This window comes from Polynucleobacter sp. JS-Polo-80-F4 (assembly GCF_018881965.1).
GTDB lineage: Bacteria > Pseudomonadota > Gammaproteobacteria > Burkholderiales > Burkholderiaceae > Polynucleobacter.
Genome location: NZ_JACVPI010000001.1, coordinates 59,958 through 76,989 on the forward strand (window position 1 = coordinate 59,958; position 17,032 = coordinate 76,989).

General features: G+C 47.4%; 15 protein-coding genes. 7 read left to right on the plus strand and 8 right to left on the minus strand.

Annotation, left to right across the window (positions count from 1 at the left end; all coding sequences use genetic code 11):
- Nucleotides 1-79: 79 nt before the first annotated feature.
- Together ICN20_RS00295 and scpB are read right to left on the minus strand one after the other, a co-directional pair.
- Nucleotides 80-1,897: a pseudouridine synthase gene (locus ICN20_RS00295; protein WP_216237219.1), complete on the minus strand. Its 1,818-nt coding sequence runs from the start codon at nt 1,895-1,897 to the stop codon at nt 80-82.
- A gap of 6 nt (nt 1,898-1,903) precedes the next feature.
- Nucleotides 1,904-2,635, minus strand: a complete 732-nt coding sequence (gene scpB / locus ICN20_RS00300; RefSeq protein ID WP_216237221.1) for an SMC-Scp complex subunit ScpB — start codon at nt 2,633-2,635, stop codon at nt 1,904-1,906.
- 328 nt (nt 2,636-2,963) lie between these two features.
- Here scpB and ICN20_RS00305 point away from each other — a divergent pair, with 328 nt between their 5' ends.
- A complete protein-coding gene (locus ICN20_RS00305) occupies nt 2,964-3,755 on the plus strand; it encodes a patatin-like phospholipase family protein (protein WP_216240100.1) in 792 nt (263 codons plus the stop codon).
- Nucleotides 3,756-3,781: 26 nt separating this feature from the next.
- Here the strand turns inward: ICN20_RS00305 and ICN20_RS00310 are convergent, their stop codons facing one another.
- From ICN20_RS00310 to ICN20_RS00330, 5 genes are all read right to left on the minus strand, one after another.
- Nucleotides 3,782-4,429, minus strand: a complete 648-nt coding sequence (locus ICN20_RS00310; RefSeq protein ID WP_216237223.1) for a C40 family peptidase — start codon at nt 4,427-4,429, stop codon at nt 3,782-3,784.
- 147 nt (nt 4,430-4,576) lie between these two features.
- Complete coding sequence (locus tag ICN20_RS00315; RefSeq protein ID WP_216237226.1) at nt 4,577-6,238, minus strand: ABC transporter ATP-binding protein; 1,662 nt, start codon at nt 6,236-6,238, stop codon at nt 4,577-4,579.
- Nucleotides 6,235-7,260: an ABC transporter permease gene (locus tag ICN20_RS00320; protein ID WP_216237229.1), complete on the minus strand. Its 1,026-nt coding sequence runs from the start codon at nt 7,258-7,260 to the stop codon at nt 6,235-6,237. Before ICN20_RS00320 ends, ICN20_RS00315 begins: the two co-directional genes overlap by 4 nt.
- On the minus strand, nt 7,257-8,321 hold the full coding sequence (locus ICN20_RS00325; RefSeq protein ID WP_216196495.1) for a microcin C ABC transporter permease YejB: 1,065 nt from the start codon (nt 8,319-8,321) through the stop codon (nt 7,257-7,259). Before ICN20_RS00325 ends, ICN20_RS00320 begins: the two co-directional genes overlap by 4 nt.
- A gap of 11 nt (nt 8,322-8,332) precedes the next feature.
- Nucleotides 8,333-10,201 (minus strand): extracellular solute-binding protein, encoded by a 1,869-nt coding sequence (locus ICN20_RS00330; RefSeq protein WP_216237231.1) that lies wholly within the window; start codon nt 10,199-10,201, stop codon nt 8,333-8,335.
- A gap of 50 nt (nt 10,202-10,251) precedes the next feature.
- Here ICN20_RS00330 and fabI point away from each other — a divergent pair, with 50 nt between their 5' ends.
- The 6 genes from fabI to ICN20_RS00360 all read left to right on the plus strand — a co-directional run bounded on the left by fabI (nt 10,252) and on the right by ICN20_RS00360 (nt 16,593).
- Entirely contained in the window at nt 10,252-11,037 is a 786-nt protein-coding gene (gene fabI, locus ICN20_RS00335) for an enoyl-ACP reductase FabI (protein WP_072583474.1), read from the plus strand.
- Nucleotides 11,034-12,374 (plus strand): chromate efflux transporter, encoded by a 1,341-nt coding sequence (chrA, locus tag ICN20_RS00340; protein WP_216237233.1) that lies wholly within the window; start codon nt 11,034-11,036, stop codon nt 12,372-12,374. The genes fabI and chrA overlap by 4 nt, the downstream gene beginning before the upstream one ends.
- 22 nt (nt 12,375-12,396) lie before the next feature.
- Nucleotides 12,397-13,281, plus strand: coding sequence for a MaoC family dehydratase N-terminal domain-containing protein (locus tag ICN20_RS00345; RefSeq protein ID WP_216237235.1), 885 nt, complete (start codon nt 12,397-12,399; stop codon nt 13,279-13,281).
- Nucleotides 13,282-13,298: 17 nt separating this feature from the next.
- The gene (locus ICN20_RS00350; protein ID WP_216237237.1) at nt 13,299-14,675 is read left to right on the plus strand and encodes an MmgE/PrpD family protein; all 1,377 of its coding nucleotides are present in this window, start codon (nt 13,299-13,301) and stop codon (nt 14,673-14,675) included.
- A 14-nt stretch (nt 14,676-14,689) separates the two neighbouring features.
- Complete coding sequence (locus tag ICN20_RS00355; RefSeq protein WP_216237239.1) at nt 14,690-15,535, plus strand: CoA ester lyase; 846 nt, start codon at nt 14,690-14,692, stop codon at nt 15,533-15,535.
- A gap of 68 nt (nt 15,536-15,603) precedes the next feature.
- On the plus strand, nt 15,604-16,593 hold the full coding sequence (locus ICN20_RS00360; RefSeq protein ID WP_216237241.1) for a tripartite tricarboxylate transporter substrate binding protein BugD: 990 nt from the start codon (nt 15,604-15,606) through the stop codon (nt 16,591-16,593).
- 59 nt (nt 16,594-16,652) lie between these two features.
- Here ICN20_RS00360 and ICN20_RS00365 read toward each other — a convergent pair whose 3' ends face one another.
- Complete coding sequence (locus ICN20_RS00365; protein WP_216237243.1) at nt 16,653-17,021, minus strand: Rap1a/Tai family immunity protein; 369 nt, start codon at nt 17,019-17,021, stop codon at nt 16,653-16,655.
- Nucleotides 17,022-17,032 lie beyond the last annotated feature (11 nt).

The window sequence follows — 17,032 nt, forward strand, 5'->3', positions numbered from 1 at the left end:
CAGTCGGTAACTACTCAAAACAGCAAAACCCTGCTGTAAGACCAAAATTATAGCCTATTTAGCAGAAAACTGATACAAATCAGAAGCTTTCGCCCGGATTACGCGGCTTTCTAGGCCCTTTATTGAAGGGTTTTCGTCCTTTTGGTGCACCACGCTTGGGCCCATTTCCAGGACTTTGGGGGTTGCCAGTCACAAAAGCGGACTGACCATGGTGAACTTTGCCGCCTTTACTGCGGTTCTGACCATTTCCACCCTGGCCACCTTGACCACCCTGGCCGCCTTGACCACCTCGACCGCCTTGGCCCTGACCAGGTCTACCACCTTGGGTGCGACCCCGGAAAGGACCACGCCCTTCACCAGAACCACTGCCACCACCTGGTTTTCCACCTCGGCCCTGATGCGTGAGGCCATTGTGGCCGCTAGCAAGGGTTAAGGCATCACGAGAGCCCCAATAAGAAACCGAGGTTTGCATTGGGTCAGGCTGGAAATCTTCACCCATAGGGCGACGATCACGATTATTGGAATTCGCGTTAGGGTTGCGACCCTTGTCTTGCGGCTGTGGCATTTTTAAGCCTGCAGACTTCATCAAGTTGTAGATGCCACCAGCTTCAATCTCTTCCCATTTGCCGCGTCTTAAGCGTGGAGGCAGCAAGAAAATGCCATAACGGGTTCGGATCAGGCGAGATACCACATGACCAACCGCCTCAAACATACGACGCACTTCGCGATTGCGACCTTCACTTAATGCAACGTGGTACCAGCGGTTAGCGCCTTCACCGCCGCCCATCGCTAGACGTAAGAATTTAGCTTGGCCATCATCGAGCGTAATGCCGCTCTTTAATAGAGAGGTATTTTCTTGACTCAAATCACCCAAAATACGCACAGCGTATTCACGCTCTACACCGTAACGTGGATGCATTAGGCGATTCGCCAATTCACCTGAAGTAGTAAACAACAACAGACCTTCAGTATTAAAGTCCAAGCGACCAACCGCGATCCAACGTCCTTGACGTGGCTTTGGCAAACGGTCAAATACGGTTGGGCGACCTTCTGGATCTGATTGGCTAACGATTTCACCGGCTGGCTTGTGATACATGATCACGCGTGGCGGTTTAGTCTGAATCTTGCGATGCACTGGCTTGCCATTGATTCGCACTTGATCTGTTGGTCCAATGCGCTGACCAATGTGAGCAGGTAATCCATTGACGGATACGCGTCCTTGAATAATCAAGTCTTCCATATCGCGACGAGATCCCATACCAACATCAGCCAATACCTTATGCAACTTAACGGTATCTTCATCATCAGCATCGTCATCTAAACCATCGAGGTCAGACCATACTTCATCACGCAAACTCAGCGGGAGATCATCAACGTTTGCAAATTGCAAACTACTCATCTCTTCATCTGTTGGTACATCCGAATCTTCATCTTCCCGGGAACGTTGAGCGCGTTGTGCGCGACGCTCAGCGCCAGTTTGATGAGAGATCTCATTCTCATTCACGCCATCAGGATTTTTAGTCTCTTCAATTTCTGGAGCATCTAAGGCAGCATCAAATTCACCCGATACCACTGAAGCAAATAAGGCCTCGCTCTCTGCTGGGTTAGGTGCTAATTTTGAAGATTGATTGTTGCCTGGATTGCCTCCACCTTCGCGGGGGCTATTGGCATCGACACCCTCGCGACGTGGCCGATCCTTATTGAATGGGCGCTTCTTATTAAAAGGGTGTTTACTACCTCCAGCGCCTTGGCGACGCGGGCGACGATCACCACGTTCTGTGCGCTCCCCACCCTCAGTCTTCTGGCCATCAGCATTTGAAGGCGCAGCATCTGAATTGGAAGGGGTTGCCGATGAATTTACTACCGGGGATGAATCGTTTTCGTTAGAGCTTGTCATTAATTATTATTTTGTTTCGTCTGGATTATTTTCAGACTCAGGGGTAACTTCTTCAATTGTTTCTTCTTCAGCAATCTCAATAGTTGTTTCTTCAACAACGATTTCCACTACCTCAACTTCAGTCTCATTTACTTCTTGTGCATCGGCATCAATGATGACTGTTTCTACAGTGGCAGATGGATCAAATTCCATTACTGCTTGACCCAATTGCGCCGCAGCAGCCATTGGTGCGGCATCTTCTAAGATTGGCAAGCTTTGTAAATTTGTCAGGCTGAGATCGTCCAAGAACTGTTTGGTGGTGGCATATAAACCTGGACGGCCAATCGTTTCTTTATGGCCAATCACCTCAACCCAACCGCGATCCTCTAATTGCTTCATCACGTTACTGCTGACGGCAACTCCGCGAATTTCCTCAATCTCACCACGAGTCACTGGCTGACGATAGGCGATGATGGCTAATGTCTCCATCACAGCACGGGAATACTTTGGAGGCTTTTCTGGAGTCAGGCGATCGAGGTATTCACGCATCGAAAGACGGCTCTGAAAACGCCAGCCGGTAGCGATATGAACTAACTCCATACCCTTGTCATCCCAATTACGCTGGATTTCAATTAATGCTTCATCGATATCTGAGGTAGTGATGTCTTCTATAAATAAGCGAGACAAATCAGCAACGGTGAGTGGCTCCTGCGCGCACAGGAGGGCTGTTTCAATTACGCGCTTATTGTGATCGTCCATAAAATTCGGGCTACCAGGAGTCATCCTGATTAGACTTTAAAAATGTATTTAGTAATGGGTTTTGGTGTTCTCTAGCGACTACGGACAATCTATCTCATCAGTTCTTATTGGGATATGCCCGCGCTGAAACGAAGTCCTTTTCGTTCACCTTCCAACCATTATAAGGTAGGCTCAATACAATAGCTATATGCACAAGAATTCCACAAGACCCCCTTTATCCCCTCCAGATAGCCTAGATTCCATAGGGCGCCGCAGACTCCTGGGTCTCGGGAGCTTCGGAATGGGCATGGGCGCCCTTCTTGGCGCTGCCGGGCTTAGCTCTTGCAGCATGATTAGCAGCAAAAAACCGGTGGTTGGCTTGGTTTTGGGCGCTGGTGCAGCCAGAGGTTTTGCCCATGTAGGTGTCATTAAGGCTCTGGAGGCCCAAGGCATCAGACCTGACATTGTTGTCGGCAGTAGTGCAGGGAGCGTTATCGCCACCCTGCTGGCCTCAGGCGCCACAGGAAATGATCTCAATCGCCTGGCCCTAAATCTGGATGAGGCCACGATTGCGGACTGGGGCCTTCCCTTTACCGGACGATTTGGCGGACTGATTAAGGGTGATGCGTTGCAAAACATGGTCAACCGGGAAGTGCAAAACAAAACTATCGAGCAAATGCGCATCCCTTTGGGCATCGTTGCCACAGAACTGCAGTCAGGCAAAGGTGTTTTATTTAGAACCGGAAATACCGGCTTGGCGGTTCGTGCGTCCTGCAGCGTGCCAGGTGTATTTCAGCCAGCAGTCATCAGCGGAAAGGAATACTTAGATGGCGGCTTAGTGGCGCCAGTACCAGTTAGCTACGCCAGACAAATGGGAGCAACCTTAGTGATTGCCGTGAACATCTCAACCGAACCCGTTCTACAAGATGCCAGCGGAACGTTTGGCGTCTTGCAGCAAACCATTTCCATTATGCAAAGAAGCATCAATCAATACGAATTGAAAAGTGCTGATATCGTCATTCAGCCGCAATTAAGGCAGATGAGTAGTAGTGACTTCAAATCCAGAAATGCAGCTATTCTTGCGGGCGAACTTGCCGCTCAAGAGCAAATGGGATTGATTAAAGAGAAGCTAAAGAGCTAACTGCCATCAGGCTGAAGAGCTCTTGCTTAAAGGCTGCGTGACTTACGCTTGAGATTTTTAACTTCGTTCAGAAGTTCTTGACGCTCGGAATCGTTCAGGTTATCGCTACCATCTAAGCGACGTGCACCATCAAAACGCTTATCCCAATAGAGGCTACCAAGATCATCCACTCGAACATTCGTACCTTTAGAAGGAGAGTGAATGAACTTGTTGTCGCCCACATAAATTCCCACATGAGAAAAAGTGAGGCGCATCGTGTTAAAGAATACAAGATCGCCTGGCTGCAACTCTTCACGAGTAATGGGTTTACCAACACGACTCATTTGAGTGGATTTGCGTGGCAACAAAAATCCGAGTTTGTCTTTAAAAACGTAGCCAACAAAACTACTGCCATCTAATCCAGATTGCGGCAATTCTGTATCCCAGCGATAACGCACACCAATCACTTCCATGGCGCGGTTAATTAACTCTTCTGATTTACCGGTTACGGTGTCTGCCAAGCGATCTGATACACGAGCAATATAAGAACGCCCCGCCTGGAACATGCTTTCTTTGGGAACTGCAACATCCGCAGATGCCTCAATCACTGGATCGGCCGCATAGGCAGATACAGAGACAATGGCACCCAAACTAAGGCCCAGTAGCTTTAAAAGCAGTACTTTTTTCAATGACATCGGATCAGTTTAACAAAGAACCCTCAATTAACCAAGTCCTTAGTCTATGCTTAAGTCTTTGTTTATAAAGATAAATTTGCTTTAAAGAGGGGCAAATGCACCAATTTAGCCCATTTAGGCAGGGTTTTCGCCCGCCCCCACCCTTCGCTAAGTCAGCTCAGCAGCTGCAAAAAGTTCTTTGGTGTAGGTCTGACGAGGATGCTTGATGAGGGTTTCAGTATCGCCAAACTCCACCACCTTACCCCCTTTGAGAACCATCACCTCATGTGACATTGCTCGAATTACTGCCAAGTCATGGCTAATCATCAGATAAGCCAAGTTGTACTTTTTCTGCAGCTCAGTCAACAAGGCAAGAACCTGCTTCTGTATGGAGACATCTAGTGCGGAGGTCGGCTCATCCAAAACCAAAATTTGTGGACGCAAGATTAAGGCACGTGCAATTGCAATCCGTTGACGTTGTCCACCAGAAAATTCATGGGGATATCGAAGTAATGCCGAACGATCAAGACCAACTTCTTTCAGCATATCCACTACACGATTCTCACGTTCCGAAGCCGACAGTTTTGGGAAGTGCACATCCAAACCCTCAGAAACGATCTGCAAAACATTCATGCGAGGCGACAGCGATCCAAAGGGATCCTGAAAAATCACCTGCAAGCTAGAGCGCATAGCGCGTCGCTCTATCGGTTTTAGTTTCCGCCAGTCATTACCAAGCACATCAACATCACCAGTAACTTCTGCATCAGAATCCCCTAGCAAACCAAGTACCGCCATACCCAATGTCGTCTTACCAGAGCCTGACTCACCAATGATGCCAATAGTCTGCCCCTGCTTAAGTTCAAAGCTAACTTTTTTTAGCACTTTATGCGATGGTGCTTTTTTAAACCAAGAAACAGACTCTGAACTCGGGTAGGCCACTGATAGTTCTTCTGTTTTTAATAGCACCGGTGCCAAGGGCATCAGTGGCGCCAAGTCACGCACGGGCTCACTATTCACCAAGGCGCGGGTGTAAGGATCTTCTGGATGCTCAAACACTTTTTTGGTAGAGCCAGACTCTAGCAAGTTCCCTTGATTGAGCACTGCTACTCGTTGGGCAAAATGTTTCACTAAATTGAGATCATGGGTAATCAACAAAATGCCCATGCCACCATGATCCTTGGATTCTTCTTGGAGCTCTTTGAGTAAATCTAAGATTTGCAAACGCAAACTGACATCCAAAGCCGTGGTGGGCTCATCTGCAATCAATAGCCGTGGTTTACACGCCAAAGCCATCGCAATCATGGCGCGCTGCCTTTGACCACCAGATAGTTGATGTGGATAAGAATGGAAACGACGCTCGGGCTCAGGAATCCCAGTCTTTCTGAGCAAGTCAATCGCAGCATCAATGGAGTCTGCTTTAGAAATTAAAGGCTGGTAAATTTGTACTGCTTCAATAATTTGATTGCCGACAGTAAATAACGGGTTAAGAGCAGTCATTGGCTCCTGAAACACCATTGCAATTTCACGACCACGAATTTCCCGAATGTCTTGCATAGACATGGATAGCAAATCTACCGTGCCCTTACCGTCCTTTTTGCTCCACAGGATCTTTCCAGAAACCTTGGCACCCTCAGGTTCGAGCCGCAAAGGCGCTAAGGCGGTCAGCGTCTTACCAGAACCCGACTCTCCCACTAAAGCAACACGCTCACCAATGCCGATTTCTAAATCGAGATGATTGACAGCAAACTTTTCGCGTCGACCCGATCCAAATGAAATGCACAGATCTTCATAGCGCAATAAGGACTGCTTTTGAGTTGAAACTTCGCTCATGGGCGCCCTCCACTCATCAACCCAGCTTTGCGAGAATCAAAAGCATTACGCAATGCTTCGCCCATAAAAGTTAATAGCAACAGGGTCGCTACCAAGACTACGAAAGTGGATAAAGAGATCCACCAAGCATCCAAATTACTTTTCCCTTGAGAGAGCAACTCCCCAAGACTTGGCGTTCCAGGAGGAACCCCTAAACCTAAAAAGTCCAAACTAGTTAAAGAAAGGATGGCAGCGCTCATGCGAAACGGCAAAAAGGTAATTACCGGTGTCAGACTATTAGGCAGAATATGGCGCCACATGATTTGGACATTCGTCAAACCTAGCGCTCTTGCGGCACGCACATACTCCAAGGCGCGATTACGGAAAAATTCTGCGCGGACGTAATCCGATAAACCCATCCAACCAAATGCTGCTAGCAAAATAATTAATAAAGAAACGCTGGGATTAAAGATTGAAGCAAAAATAATGAGCAAGTAGAGCTCAGGCATAGCCGACCAGATTTCAATTAAGCGCTGGGAAACCAAGTCAAACTTGCCCCCAAAGAAGCCCATTAAAGATCCAGTAATGATGCCTACACTCACTCCGACAATAGTCAGTGCGAGACCAAAGAGAATGGATAGACGGAAACCATAAATGAGGCGAGCCAATACATCGCGCCCACGATCATCAGTCCCTAACCAGTTCTCCCAAGAAGGCGGCGCAGGATTGGGTACTTGTGAAAAGTAATTGAGCGTCTCATAGCTATAGTGAATCGGCGGATAGATTGCCCAGTTGCCATCACTGGTGATGTTGTGACGGATGTCAGGATCCAAGAAGTCAGTTGGCGTAGCGAAGTCGCCGCCAAAAACAGTTTCCGGTTGGCTTTTCACAATTGGGAAGTAGAAATGGCCTTCGTAGCGGACTACCAATGGCTTGTCATTCGCAATCAACTCAGCACACATCGACAAGCCAAATAGAATCATGAAGATCCATAGGCTCGCATAACCCACGCGGCTATTTTTAAATCGGTGCCAACGACTCATGAGCCCCCTCCAGCACCAAACTGAATGCGCGGGTCCACATATACATAGCAAAGATCAGAAATGAGCTTAGTGAATAAGCCAATCAGCGTAAACAAATATAAAGTGCCGAAAACTACTGGGTAGTCACGACGCATCACAGACTCGTAAGAAAGCAAACCAAGTCCGTCCAGAGAAAATAGCGTCTCGATCAACAATGAGCCAGTAAAGAATGCGCCAATAAATGCTGCGGGGAAACCCGTCACTAGCGGCAAGAGTGCATTGCGAAATACGTGCTTCCATAACACTTGCTTTTCAGTAAGTCCTTTTGCGCGCGCAGTCAAAACATACTGCTTACGAATCTCTTCCAAGAAAGAATTCTTAGTCAACATAGTAACTACGGCAAAACTACCTAAGACAGATGCGGTAATTGGCAACACTAAATGCCACAAGTAATCCATGACCTTACCAATCAAACTGAGATCACTCCAGTTATCCGATGTTAGACCTCGTAGTGGAAATAGCTGCAAGAAGCTACCACCTCCAAAGAGCACGAGCAATAGGACTCCCAATACAAAGCCTGGAATCGCATAACCAACCAGAATCATGCTACTTGTAATGGCATCAAAGCGCGAACCATCGCGCACTGCTTTGGCAATACCCAAGGGAATAGATACCAAATAAGTAATGAAGAAAGTCCATAAACCGATGCTGATCGAGACCGGTAATTTAGAGACGACCAAACTCCAAACACTTTCATGCTGGTAATAGCTTTGCCCTAAATCAAATCTAGCAAAGCGCCCCAACATCATGAAATAACGCTCGAGTGGCGGCTTATCAAAACCGTACAAAGCTTTTACTTCTTCAAGGCGCTGCGCATCTACACCTTGGCGCCCGCGATAGGTTGAACCAGAGCCAGAAGATTCAGAGCCTCCTGTTGCTGCGCCACCCTTGCCTTTTAACTCAAGCACCATTTGCTCTACAGGGCCACCCGGCACAAATTGCACAACTGCAAAGGTAAGCGTTAGCACCCCCAAGATGGTTGGGATCATTAAGAGCAAACGTTTAAAAATATAGGCGCGCATTTGACCTTGCATTATTTAGCCTCTTCCTTCCACCAATTTTGCATGATCCAGGCCTCGGCCGAGTAATACAAAGGGGGCTCTGGGTAGCGCATCTCATTACGGAAGGCAACGCGATGGGTTGGGTTGTACCACTGCGGCACCACGTAGTAACTATTCCACAAGACTCTATCCAATGCTCTGGTAGCGGTTCTTAACTGCTCGCGATTTTGTGCTTTAGTAATTTCATCGATCAAAGCGTCAACCACTGGCGATTGCACGCCAATCACATTGTCAGAGCCTTTTTCTTTAGCGGCCTGACTACCAAAGCGATCCCAGAGTTCGTTGCCTGGGTTTTGGGAGTCCTGAAAACGCACTGTTGTCATATCAAAGTCATACTCATTCATGCGTTTTTGATGCAGAGCGAAGTCGCTTGTTCGAATATCTACCTGCACTCCCAACTTTTCTAAGTTACGCACATAAGCAGAGATCACTCTCAAGAAAAATCCGCCATCCTCGACAATCTCAAAACGAAATGGCTCGCCCTTTTCATTGCGCAATGCGCCGTCACGATATTGCCAGCCAGCATGCAGCAGGAGTTCACGGGCTTTCTTTAAGTTCTGACGCAAACTACCCGGGGGCTTTGTTGATGGTGCAGCAGGCATGGGCCCAAAGACAGCATCTGGAACCCATTGCGGATATTTATCCTTTAAGGGCTTAAGTAACTTTAATTCAGCATCAGTTGGCTTACGGGGACCATCAAAGTTAGCACTCAAGTCACTGTTCGTGAAATAGCTATTAATCCGACTGTATTGATCAAAAAAGATTTGGCGATTGAGCCATTCAAAATCGAGTGCGTAACCCAAGGCTTCACGAACACGCGCATCTTTGAATATGGGGCGACGGACATTCATGGCGAAACCTTGCATGCCAGCACCGTTGTGATTGAGGAATGCTTTCTTTAATAGAATGCCCTTATCAAATTTGGAGCCCACATACCCTTTGGCCCAAATCTTGGCGCGGTATTCCACTAGAGCATCAAACTCTCCTGCCTTAAAGGCTTCTAGCCTGACAGCATCGTCGCTATAGAGTTTGTAAAGCACTCGATCGAAGTTATAAAAACCAACTCTCACGTTTAAGGGCTTACTAAGTTGATCCGCCCAATAGTTTGGGTTCTTTTTATAAACTATCGATTTACCCGCTTTAAAAGATTCAATCAAATAAGGCCCGCTACCAATCGGCGCCTCAAAGGCGATCTTCTCAAAAGGGATGACCGTTCCATCTGGTTTCTTACCCCAGTTACGCGAGAACACTGGAAAGGTTCCCGCCAAGATTGGAAGTTCAGCGTTGTCATTTTTGAAATCAAATCGAATCGATCGTTCCGATAAAACTATCGCTTCTTTAATATCTACAAAGGTAGTTTTATATCGGGGGTGAGCTTTACCACTCATCAAAGTATCAAAACTATATTTAACGTCTGCAGCCAAGACTGGGCTGCCATCTGAAAACTTCGCCTCAGAGCGAATGTGGAAAGTGACCGACTTATGGTCTTTGGCCACTTGAATATCGTCCGCCAATAGACCGTAAATACTAGACACCTCATCAGCACTTCCCTCTGCCAAGGATTCAAACATCAACTCGATACCGGGGGCAGTGATGCCTCTGAGGGTGAATGGGTTGAATTTATCAAAGCTCGTTCTTTGTCCAGGGTTTGGCAATACCAGGGTTCCACCCCTGGGAGCATTGGGATTTACGTAATCAAAATGGGCAAATCCCTCGGGATACTTGGGTTTACCGTACTGCGCAATCCCCTGCCCAGCTAGAGCTATATTGGCCCCAAGCCCTACTAGCAGGGCTAGCAGCAAGAAATGGGCGATTTGTCGAATGGGCTTTAGGGTGGGCATATATGCAACAATTGTAGATAGCTAATCATATTTGAAGTAAAGGACACAACATGGGCTTTCTCACCGGCAAAAAAATCCTCATTACCGGACTCCTCTCCAACCGCTCTATTGCCTATGGCATCGCCAAGGCCTGCCACCGTGAAGGCGCTGAACTAGCCTTTACCTATGTGGGCGAGCGCTTTAAGGACCGCATTGTTGATTTTGCTAAAGAATTCAATACCGAACTCATTTTTGACTGCGATGTGGGCAGCGATGAACAAATCAGCGCTCTTTTTAAGGATTTAGCCAAATCCTGGCCTCAGTTTGATGGCTTTGTACACGCCATTGGTTTTGCCCCACGCGAGGCAATTGCAGGTGATTTCTTAGAAGGCCTTTCTCGCGAAGGATTCAAGATTGCACATGACATCTCTGCATATAGCTTCCCAGCAATGGCAAAAGAGGCACTGCCAATGTTGCGAGATAAATCTTCATTGCTCACCTTGACGTATTTAGGCTCCATGAAGAATGTTCCTAACTACAACACGATGGGTTTAGCAAAAGCATCACTTGAAGCTTCTGTTCGATACCTCGCTGGTTCCGTTGGTCCCAAAGGTATTCGCGCTAACGGCATCTCTGCTGGACCAATCAAAACTTTGGCAGCTTCAGGCATCAAAGGCTTTGGCAAGATTTTGCAAGCGGTTGAGGAGACTGCACCCCTTCGTCGCAACGTGACGATTGATGACGTAGGCAATACTGCTGCATTCTTATTATCTGATCTAGCAAACGGCATCACAGCTGAAATCATTTATGTGGATAACGGCTTTAGTCAAGTTGTAGGTGGAATGGACGAAGTTTGAGCATCCCTTCATCGGTAACCCTGCGTGAAGCCCTGAAGTTTTGGGCTAAGCTAGGTTTCATTAGTTTTGGCGGGCCAGCAGGACAAATCGCTGTTTTGCACCAAGAGTTAGTTGAGAAGCGTCGCTGGATTTCTGAGCGGCGCTTTTTACATGCACTCAACTACTGCATGCTGCTTCCAGGGCCAGAAGCTCAACAACTAGTGACTTATATTGGCTGGCTCATGCATCGGAGTTGGGGTGGCATTTTGGCCGGCACCCTCTTTGTATTGCCCTCCTTATTGATCTTGATTGGCCTATCTTGGGTTTACCTCACTTTTGGACAGGTTCCTTGGATTGCTGCCATCTTCTTTGGCATCAAACCTGCAGTCACTGCAATCGTGCTGCATGCTGCAGTTCGCATTGGCAAGCGCACGATTCATAACCAAGCGCTTCAGTGGATTGCACTTGGATCTTTTCTGGCAATCTTTATTCTCAATTTAGCCTTTCCTATCATCGTATTGATTGCCGCTGCCATCGGCTACTGGGGAGGCAAACGCTATCCAGAATATTTTCAGCAAGGTAGTGGGCATGGCGCCAAAGAAACAAAACAATACGGCGCTGCCATTATTGATGATCACACCCCCACGCCTGAGCATGCGAAATTGACGTACTCAAAGGCAGCTCGCCATGGCTTGGTTGCACTGGCATGTTGGTTGATTCCAATGGGCGCTTTAGTGGCAATCTTTGGCTGGAAGACTTTATATGTCAATATCGCGTGGTTCTTTACGAAGGCTGCGTTTCTGACTTTTGGTGGCGCTTATGCGGTACTTCCTTACGTATACCAAGGCGCAGTTGAACACTTTCATTGGCTCAGCGCTAACCAAATGATTGATGGCTTAGCTCTAGGAGAGACGACACCAGGTCCACTCATTATGGTGGTGGCTTTTGTGGGCTACCTAGCAGGACACATTCAATCTCTGATCGGCAATAGCAATCCATTTTGGTTTGGCGTTATCGGTGCCTGTGTTGCCACCTGGTTTACTTTCCTACCCTCTTTCTTTTTTATCTTAGTGGGTGGCCCTCTGATTGAATCAACTCATGGCAAGATCGGATTTACTGCCCCTCTGACAGCCATTACTGCTGCAGTCGTTGGCGTCATTGTTAATCTCGGTCTATTTTTTGCATATCACGTGTTTTTACCGAGGGGCTTTGGTGGCTCGATTTCTTGGGTCTCGATTCTTATCTGCGTCCTAGCTGGTCTGGCCTTATTTAAGTTTCAGAAGGGCGTAATGTCGGTATTGGCTGGCTCTGCATTGGCTGGATTGTTGTTCTATTGCATCTCCGTTTTGATGGGGTGAGTTTTTCTACAAGATTGGCATAATGGAACTCATGCGAATCGAACCTCAAACCATCACCCACCTCCAAGAATGGCTTGGCAAAACCGAGTCACTTCAAGATACCGTCACAGCAGCGCCCGTACGCGCACTATCGGCAACCTTAGACCGTGAAGACGCTACGCCCAATAAGGGAACTTTTTTACCTGAGCTATGGCACTGGTTGTATTTCTTACCCCATGCTCGCCAATCAGAAATTGGACCTGACGGTCATCCGAAGCGCGGCGGCTTTCTACCACCAGTTCCTCTACCACGGCGCATGTGGGCAGGTAGTCGTATTGAATGGTTAAAGCCTCTAGCTATTGGTGATGAGATTGAGCGCATCTCCACAATTGAGTCAGTTACGCACAAAGCAGGTCGTACTGGTGATTTGATTTTCGTATTAGTTAATCACAAGATCTCCAATCAAGATGGTCTTGCGATTATTGAAGAGCATGACATTGTCTATCGCAATGCGCCTGGACAAGATGACAAGCCCGTTGCCCCCACACCCGCACCAACTGATGCCAAGTGGAGCAAAACCATTACGCCTGATGATGTTCTGCTGTTTCGCTATTCAGCACTGACTTTTAATGGTCACCGCATTCACTACGATCGCAAATATGTGACTGAGGTTGAAGGCTATCCAGGTTTAATTGTGCACGGTCCTTTGATTGCCACTCTATTGGTTGACTTAGTGCGTCAAAGTATCCCTGATTGCAGGCTGAAGAGCTTTGAGTTCCGTGCCATTCGCCCAACCTTCGATATCAACATTTTTAAGGTGAGCGCCAAACCTGATCTAGAAAAAGATCCAAGTGGAAAAACAATTTCCATTTGGGCGCAAGATCACGAAGGCTGGCTCACTATGCAAGCAACCGCTGTTTTAGCTTAATAAAATACTTTTAATTCATGACCACTGAACGTCTTTCTCGTGAGCTAGCTACTTTTGCTGCCAATTTACAGGCTGCTGATATACCTGCAGAGGTGATGAACCGTGCTGAGGATTTATTGGTCGATTGGTTTGGTTCCGCTATCGCAGGCAAAGGCTCTCGCCCGGTAGAACTCATTACGCAGTTTGCACAAAATATGGGTGGCTTTAGTAACGCACATGCTGGCCCTTCAGAGGTGCTGATTTCTCGTAAAACCTCCAGCCCTTTTTTAGCAGCGATGGCTAATGCTGCAGCCTCACACGTCGCAGAACAAGATGATGTTCACAATGGTTCAGTCTTTCATCCGGCGACAGTGGTGTTTCCACCCGCACTAGCTTGTGCTCAAGCCATTGGCGCTTCTGGTGAAGATCTATTGGTAGCCGCAGTTGCGGGATACGAAGTGGGTATTCGGGTTGGTGAATTCTTAGGTCGATCTCATTACAAAGTGTTTCATACAACCGGAACTGCCGGCACCTTAGCGGCAGCTGCAGCGGTTGGAAGACTTCTGAAGCTGTCTCCCGAGCAAATGCTGAATGCCTTTGGCTCTGCGGGCACACAGTCGGCCGGTCTTTGGGAATTTCTGCGCGATGCTGCAGACTCAAAGCAACTCCACACTGCGCACGCAGCATCTACTGGATTAATGTCTGCCTACATTGCACAAACTGGCTTTACAGGCGCACAGCATATTTTGGAGGGCAAGCAAGGTCTAGCAGCCGGTATGTCTAGCGATAGCGATCCAAGCAAGTTAGTTGATCGCCTAGGAAGTCGCTGGGCCTTGGCAGAAACAAGTTTTAAATATTACGCCTCATGTCGTCACACTCACCCTGCTGCTGATGCATTACTGCAAGTCATGTTGTCAAACAAACTTACTCCAAGCGATATCGCTAAGGTAGAAACCTTAGTCCATCAGGGTGCTATTGATGTCTTGGGTCCAGTCACCGATCCCGCAACGGTGCATCAGTCGAAGTTCTCCATGGGTACCGTACTTGCACTTGTTGCGCACTATCAATTTGCTGGCTTGCAAGAATTTGATCAACACTTTCATGATGATGAAATTTGCGCGTTCCGTGAGCGTGTCTCGATGACGCTCGATCCTGAGGTAGATGGCGCCTATCCACAACGCTGGATAGGCAAAGTTCAAGTTCATTTAAATAATGGGCAAGTTTTAGAGGGTCGAGTCGATGAACCCAAAGGTGACCCAGGCAATACCCTCTCTCGTGCAGAAATTACCGATAAAGCTATGCGCCTAGCTGCCTTTAGCGGAGGCGCTAGCCCAGCAGAAATGACTAAGGCAATTGATCTCTTGTGGAATATCCGCAAACAAGCCAAGATGGGCTTTCTTTTTCCGTCAAACTAAGTACATACTTATTCATGAATCCACTTGATACGCCATTAGGCTACAGCACTAACTTTCTATTTGTACCGGGCACTCGCCCTGAGCGCTTTATAAAGGCTCTCGACAGTGGTGCTAGCGGGGTTGTACTGGATCTGGAGGATGCTGTTGCTGAAGAAGATAAAGCGAGTGCTCGTGATGCTATTCGCGCTGCCTGGCCAAACTTTAGTGCTGAACAAAAGAAACGCTTAGTAATTCGGACGAACTCCCCAGGTAGCAAGTTTTACTCAGCTGATTTAATTTTGGCTCAAGAACTTCAAGTTGCCTGCCTATTGATCCCCAAGAGCGAATCACTCGACCAGATTAATGGCGCTGCCCTAATCCTCCCTAATACCGCAATCATTCCGATGATTGAAACGGCAATTGGCTTAGATCAACTAAAGGCAATTGCAAACTCCAATCAAGTTATTAGACTCGCCTTAGGTAATTTAGATTTACAGGCGGACCTCGGAATGATCTGCGATCGACAAGAAACTGAATTACAAACCGCACGCTTTCAAATCGTATTGGCCTCTCGGCTCGCGCAGATTGCCCCTCCTATTGATGGGGTTACACCATCCACTGATGATATTGAACGTATCACTGATGATGCTGAGCGAGCAAAGCGCATGGGCTTCGGCGGGAAACTCTGCATTCATCCAAAGCAAGTAGACCTTGTCATCAAGGCGTTTACCCCAACAGAAGAAGATCTGGCGTGGGCCCAACGCGTCATCGAAGCGGATAAGGCCTCCAAGGGAGGTGCCGTGAAATTAGATGGCCGCATGATCGATCGCCCCGTTGTTCTATTAGCCCAAAGGACGCTGGCAATTACTGGTAAACACTAGGGTCTTTAGTTGCTGAAAAAGTTATAAAACTGGCAAAATTGGTCTACATAAAAAAGATGGAGACCAATATGAAAATCAAACAATTCTTATTCTCAGGAGTTGCTGCCGCCTTAGCGGCTGGAGCATTTCTGAGCACTAGCGCCCTCGCTCAAAAAGATTGGCCTACCAAGTCTATTACCATGGTGATTCCTTTTGCAGCAGGTGGCCCAACCGATACTGTTGCGCGTTTAATTGCAGTCCCAATGGGTCAAGCCCTTGGACAAACCATCATAGTTGAAAACGTCAATGGGGCTGGTGGCACAATCGCCACCACCAAGGTTGCGCGCGCTGCACCTGATGGCTACACAATCTACTTGCATCACATGGGCATGGCAACAGCTAACGCCCTCTATGACAAACTCCCATACGATCCTTTGCAAAACTTTGAATATATTGGCCAAGTTGCTGACGTGCCGATGGTGCTCTTAGGCAAAAAAGATTTGCCAGCGAATAACTTTAAAGAGCTAGAGGCCTACATCAAAGCGAATGGCTCCAAAGTGACAATGGCAAATGCTGGGCCTGGTGCCGTATCTCAATTGTGCGGACTCTTGTTCCAGAGTCGCATGGGTGTCAAGCTGACCAATATCCCCTATAAAGGAACCGGCCCGGCCTTAACCGACTTATTGGGCGGTCAGGTCGACTTGCTTTGCGATCAAACCACTCAAACCATTCCCTATATTAAAGATGGTCGCGTCAAGGCTTTCGGCACAACTACTTTGAAACGTTTACCTGCGATTCCTAACGTCCCCACTTTAGATGAGCAAGGTCTCAAAGGCTTTGAGGTTAAAGTTTGGCACGGCATGTACACACCAAAAGGTGTTCCAAAGCCCATCTTGGATAAATTGAATGCTGCATTGATAAAGGCACTCAACACTCCCGATGTCAAAAAACGTTTGGAAGATGCCAATATTGATATCGTCTCCCCCGAGAAGATGACTCCCAAAGGTCTAAAAGCACATCTGGAAGCAGAGATCAATAAATGGGGTCCAATCATTCGCAAGTCTAATATTCCAGACTAAGCCTTGATTGCATCAATAAAAAAGCCAGCATCTGCTGGCTTTTTTATTGTTCTGAACTCTTATTTACATGGGTAATTATCAGTAAAGAAACGCATTAAGGCTTTGGCCGCTTTCTCTTTACCGAATTGAGGATTTGCCTTGGTCCACGCCAAGAACTTTTGTAAGACCTCGTTACGAGTCTCGCTCTTATTTACAAAGCATATTGTTGACTTAGCATCCGGACGGCGATTCGCCAAGTACCCTTGATAGACGCCTTCTCCAAAGCCAAAACAAAAGCTGCGGCCTTGCTCATCATCCGGGTTTTTACAGAGCTCTACAAATGCGGCCGTACTTGCATCGTCTACTGGGAGATCCTTCTGTGCAAATGCACTGGGGGCAAAAGAAAGGATGGATGCAATGAGTATGAATGTTGCTGTTAATGTTTTCATGATTCTTTTCT

What these genes read in the sequence shown, in the direction of transcription:
- ICN20_RS00295 (WP_216237219.1), bottom strand. Translation starts at nt 1,897, where the DNA reads ATGACAAGCTCTAACGAAAACGATTCATCCCCGGTAGTAAATTCATCG.
- scpB (WP_216237221.1), bottom strand. Translation starts at nt 2,635, where the DNA reads ATGGACGATCACAATAAGCGCGTAATTGAAACAGCCCTCCTGTGCGCG.
- ICN20_RS00305 (WP_216240100.1), top strand. Translation starts at nt 2,964, where the DNA reads ATGATTAGCAGCAAAAAACCGGTGGTTGGCTTGGTTTTGGGCGCTGGT.
- ICN20_RS00310 (WP_216237223.1), bottom strand. Translation starts at nt 4,429, where the DNA reads ATGTCATTGAAAAAAGTACTGCTTTTAAAGCTACTGGGCCTTAGTTTG.
- ICN20_RS00315 (WP_216237226.1), bottom strand. Translation starts at nt 6,238, where the DNA reads ATGAGCGAAGTTTCAACTCAAAAGCAGTCCTTATTGCGCTATGAAGAT.
- ICN20_RS00320 (WP_216237229.1), bottom strand. Translation starts at nt 7,260, where the DNA reads ATGAGTCGTTGGCACCGATTTAAAAATAGCCGCGTGGGTTATGCGAGC.
- ICN20_RS00325 (WP_216196495.1), bottom strand. Translation starts at nt 8,321, where the DNA reads ATGCGCGCCTATATTTTTAAACGTTTGCTCTTAATGATCCCAACCATC.
- ICN20_RS00330 (WP_216237231.1), bottom strand. Translation starts at nt 10,201, where the DNA reads ATGCCCACCCTAAAGCCCATTCGACAAATCGCCCATTTCTTGCTGCTA.
- fabI (WP_072583474.1), top strand. Translation starts at nt 10,252, where the DNA reads ATGGGCTTTCTCACCGGCAAAAAAATCCTCATTACCGGACTCCTCTCC.
- ICN20_RS00345 (WP_216237235.1), top strand. Translation starts at nt 12,397, where the DNA reads ATGGAACTCATGCGAATCGAACCTCAAACCATCACCCACCTCCAAGAA.
- ICN20_RS00350 (WP_216237237.1), top strand. Translation starts at nt 13,299, where the DNA reads ATGACCACTGAACGTCTTTCTCGTGAGCTAGCTACTTTTGCTGCCAAT.
- ICN20_RS00355 (WP_216237239.1), top strand. Translation starts at nt 14,690, where the DNA reads ATGAATCCACTTGATACGCCATTAGGCTACAGCACTAACTTTCTATTT.
- ICN20_RS00360 (WP_216237241.1), top strand. Translation starts at nt 15,604, where the DNA reads ATGAAAATCAAACAATTCTTATTCTCAGGAGTTGCTGCCGCCTTAGCG.
- ICN20_RS00365 (WP_216237243.1), bottom strand. Translation starts at nt 17,021, where the DNA reads ATGAAAACATTAACAGCAACATTCATACTCATTGCATCCATCCTTTCT.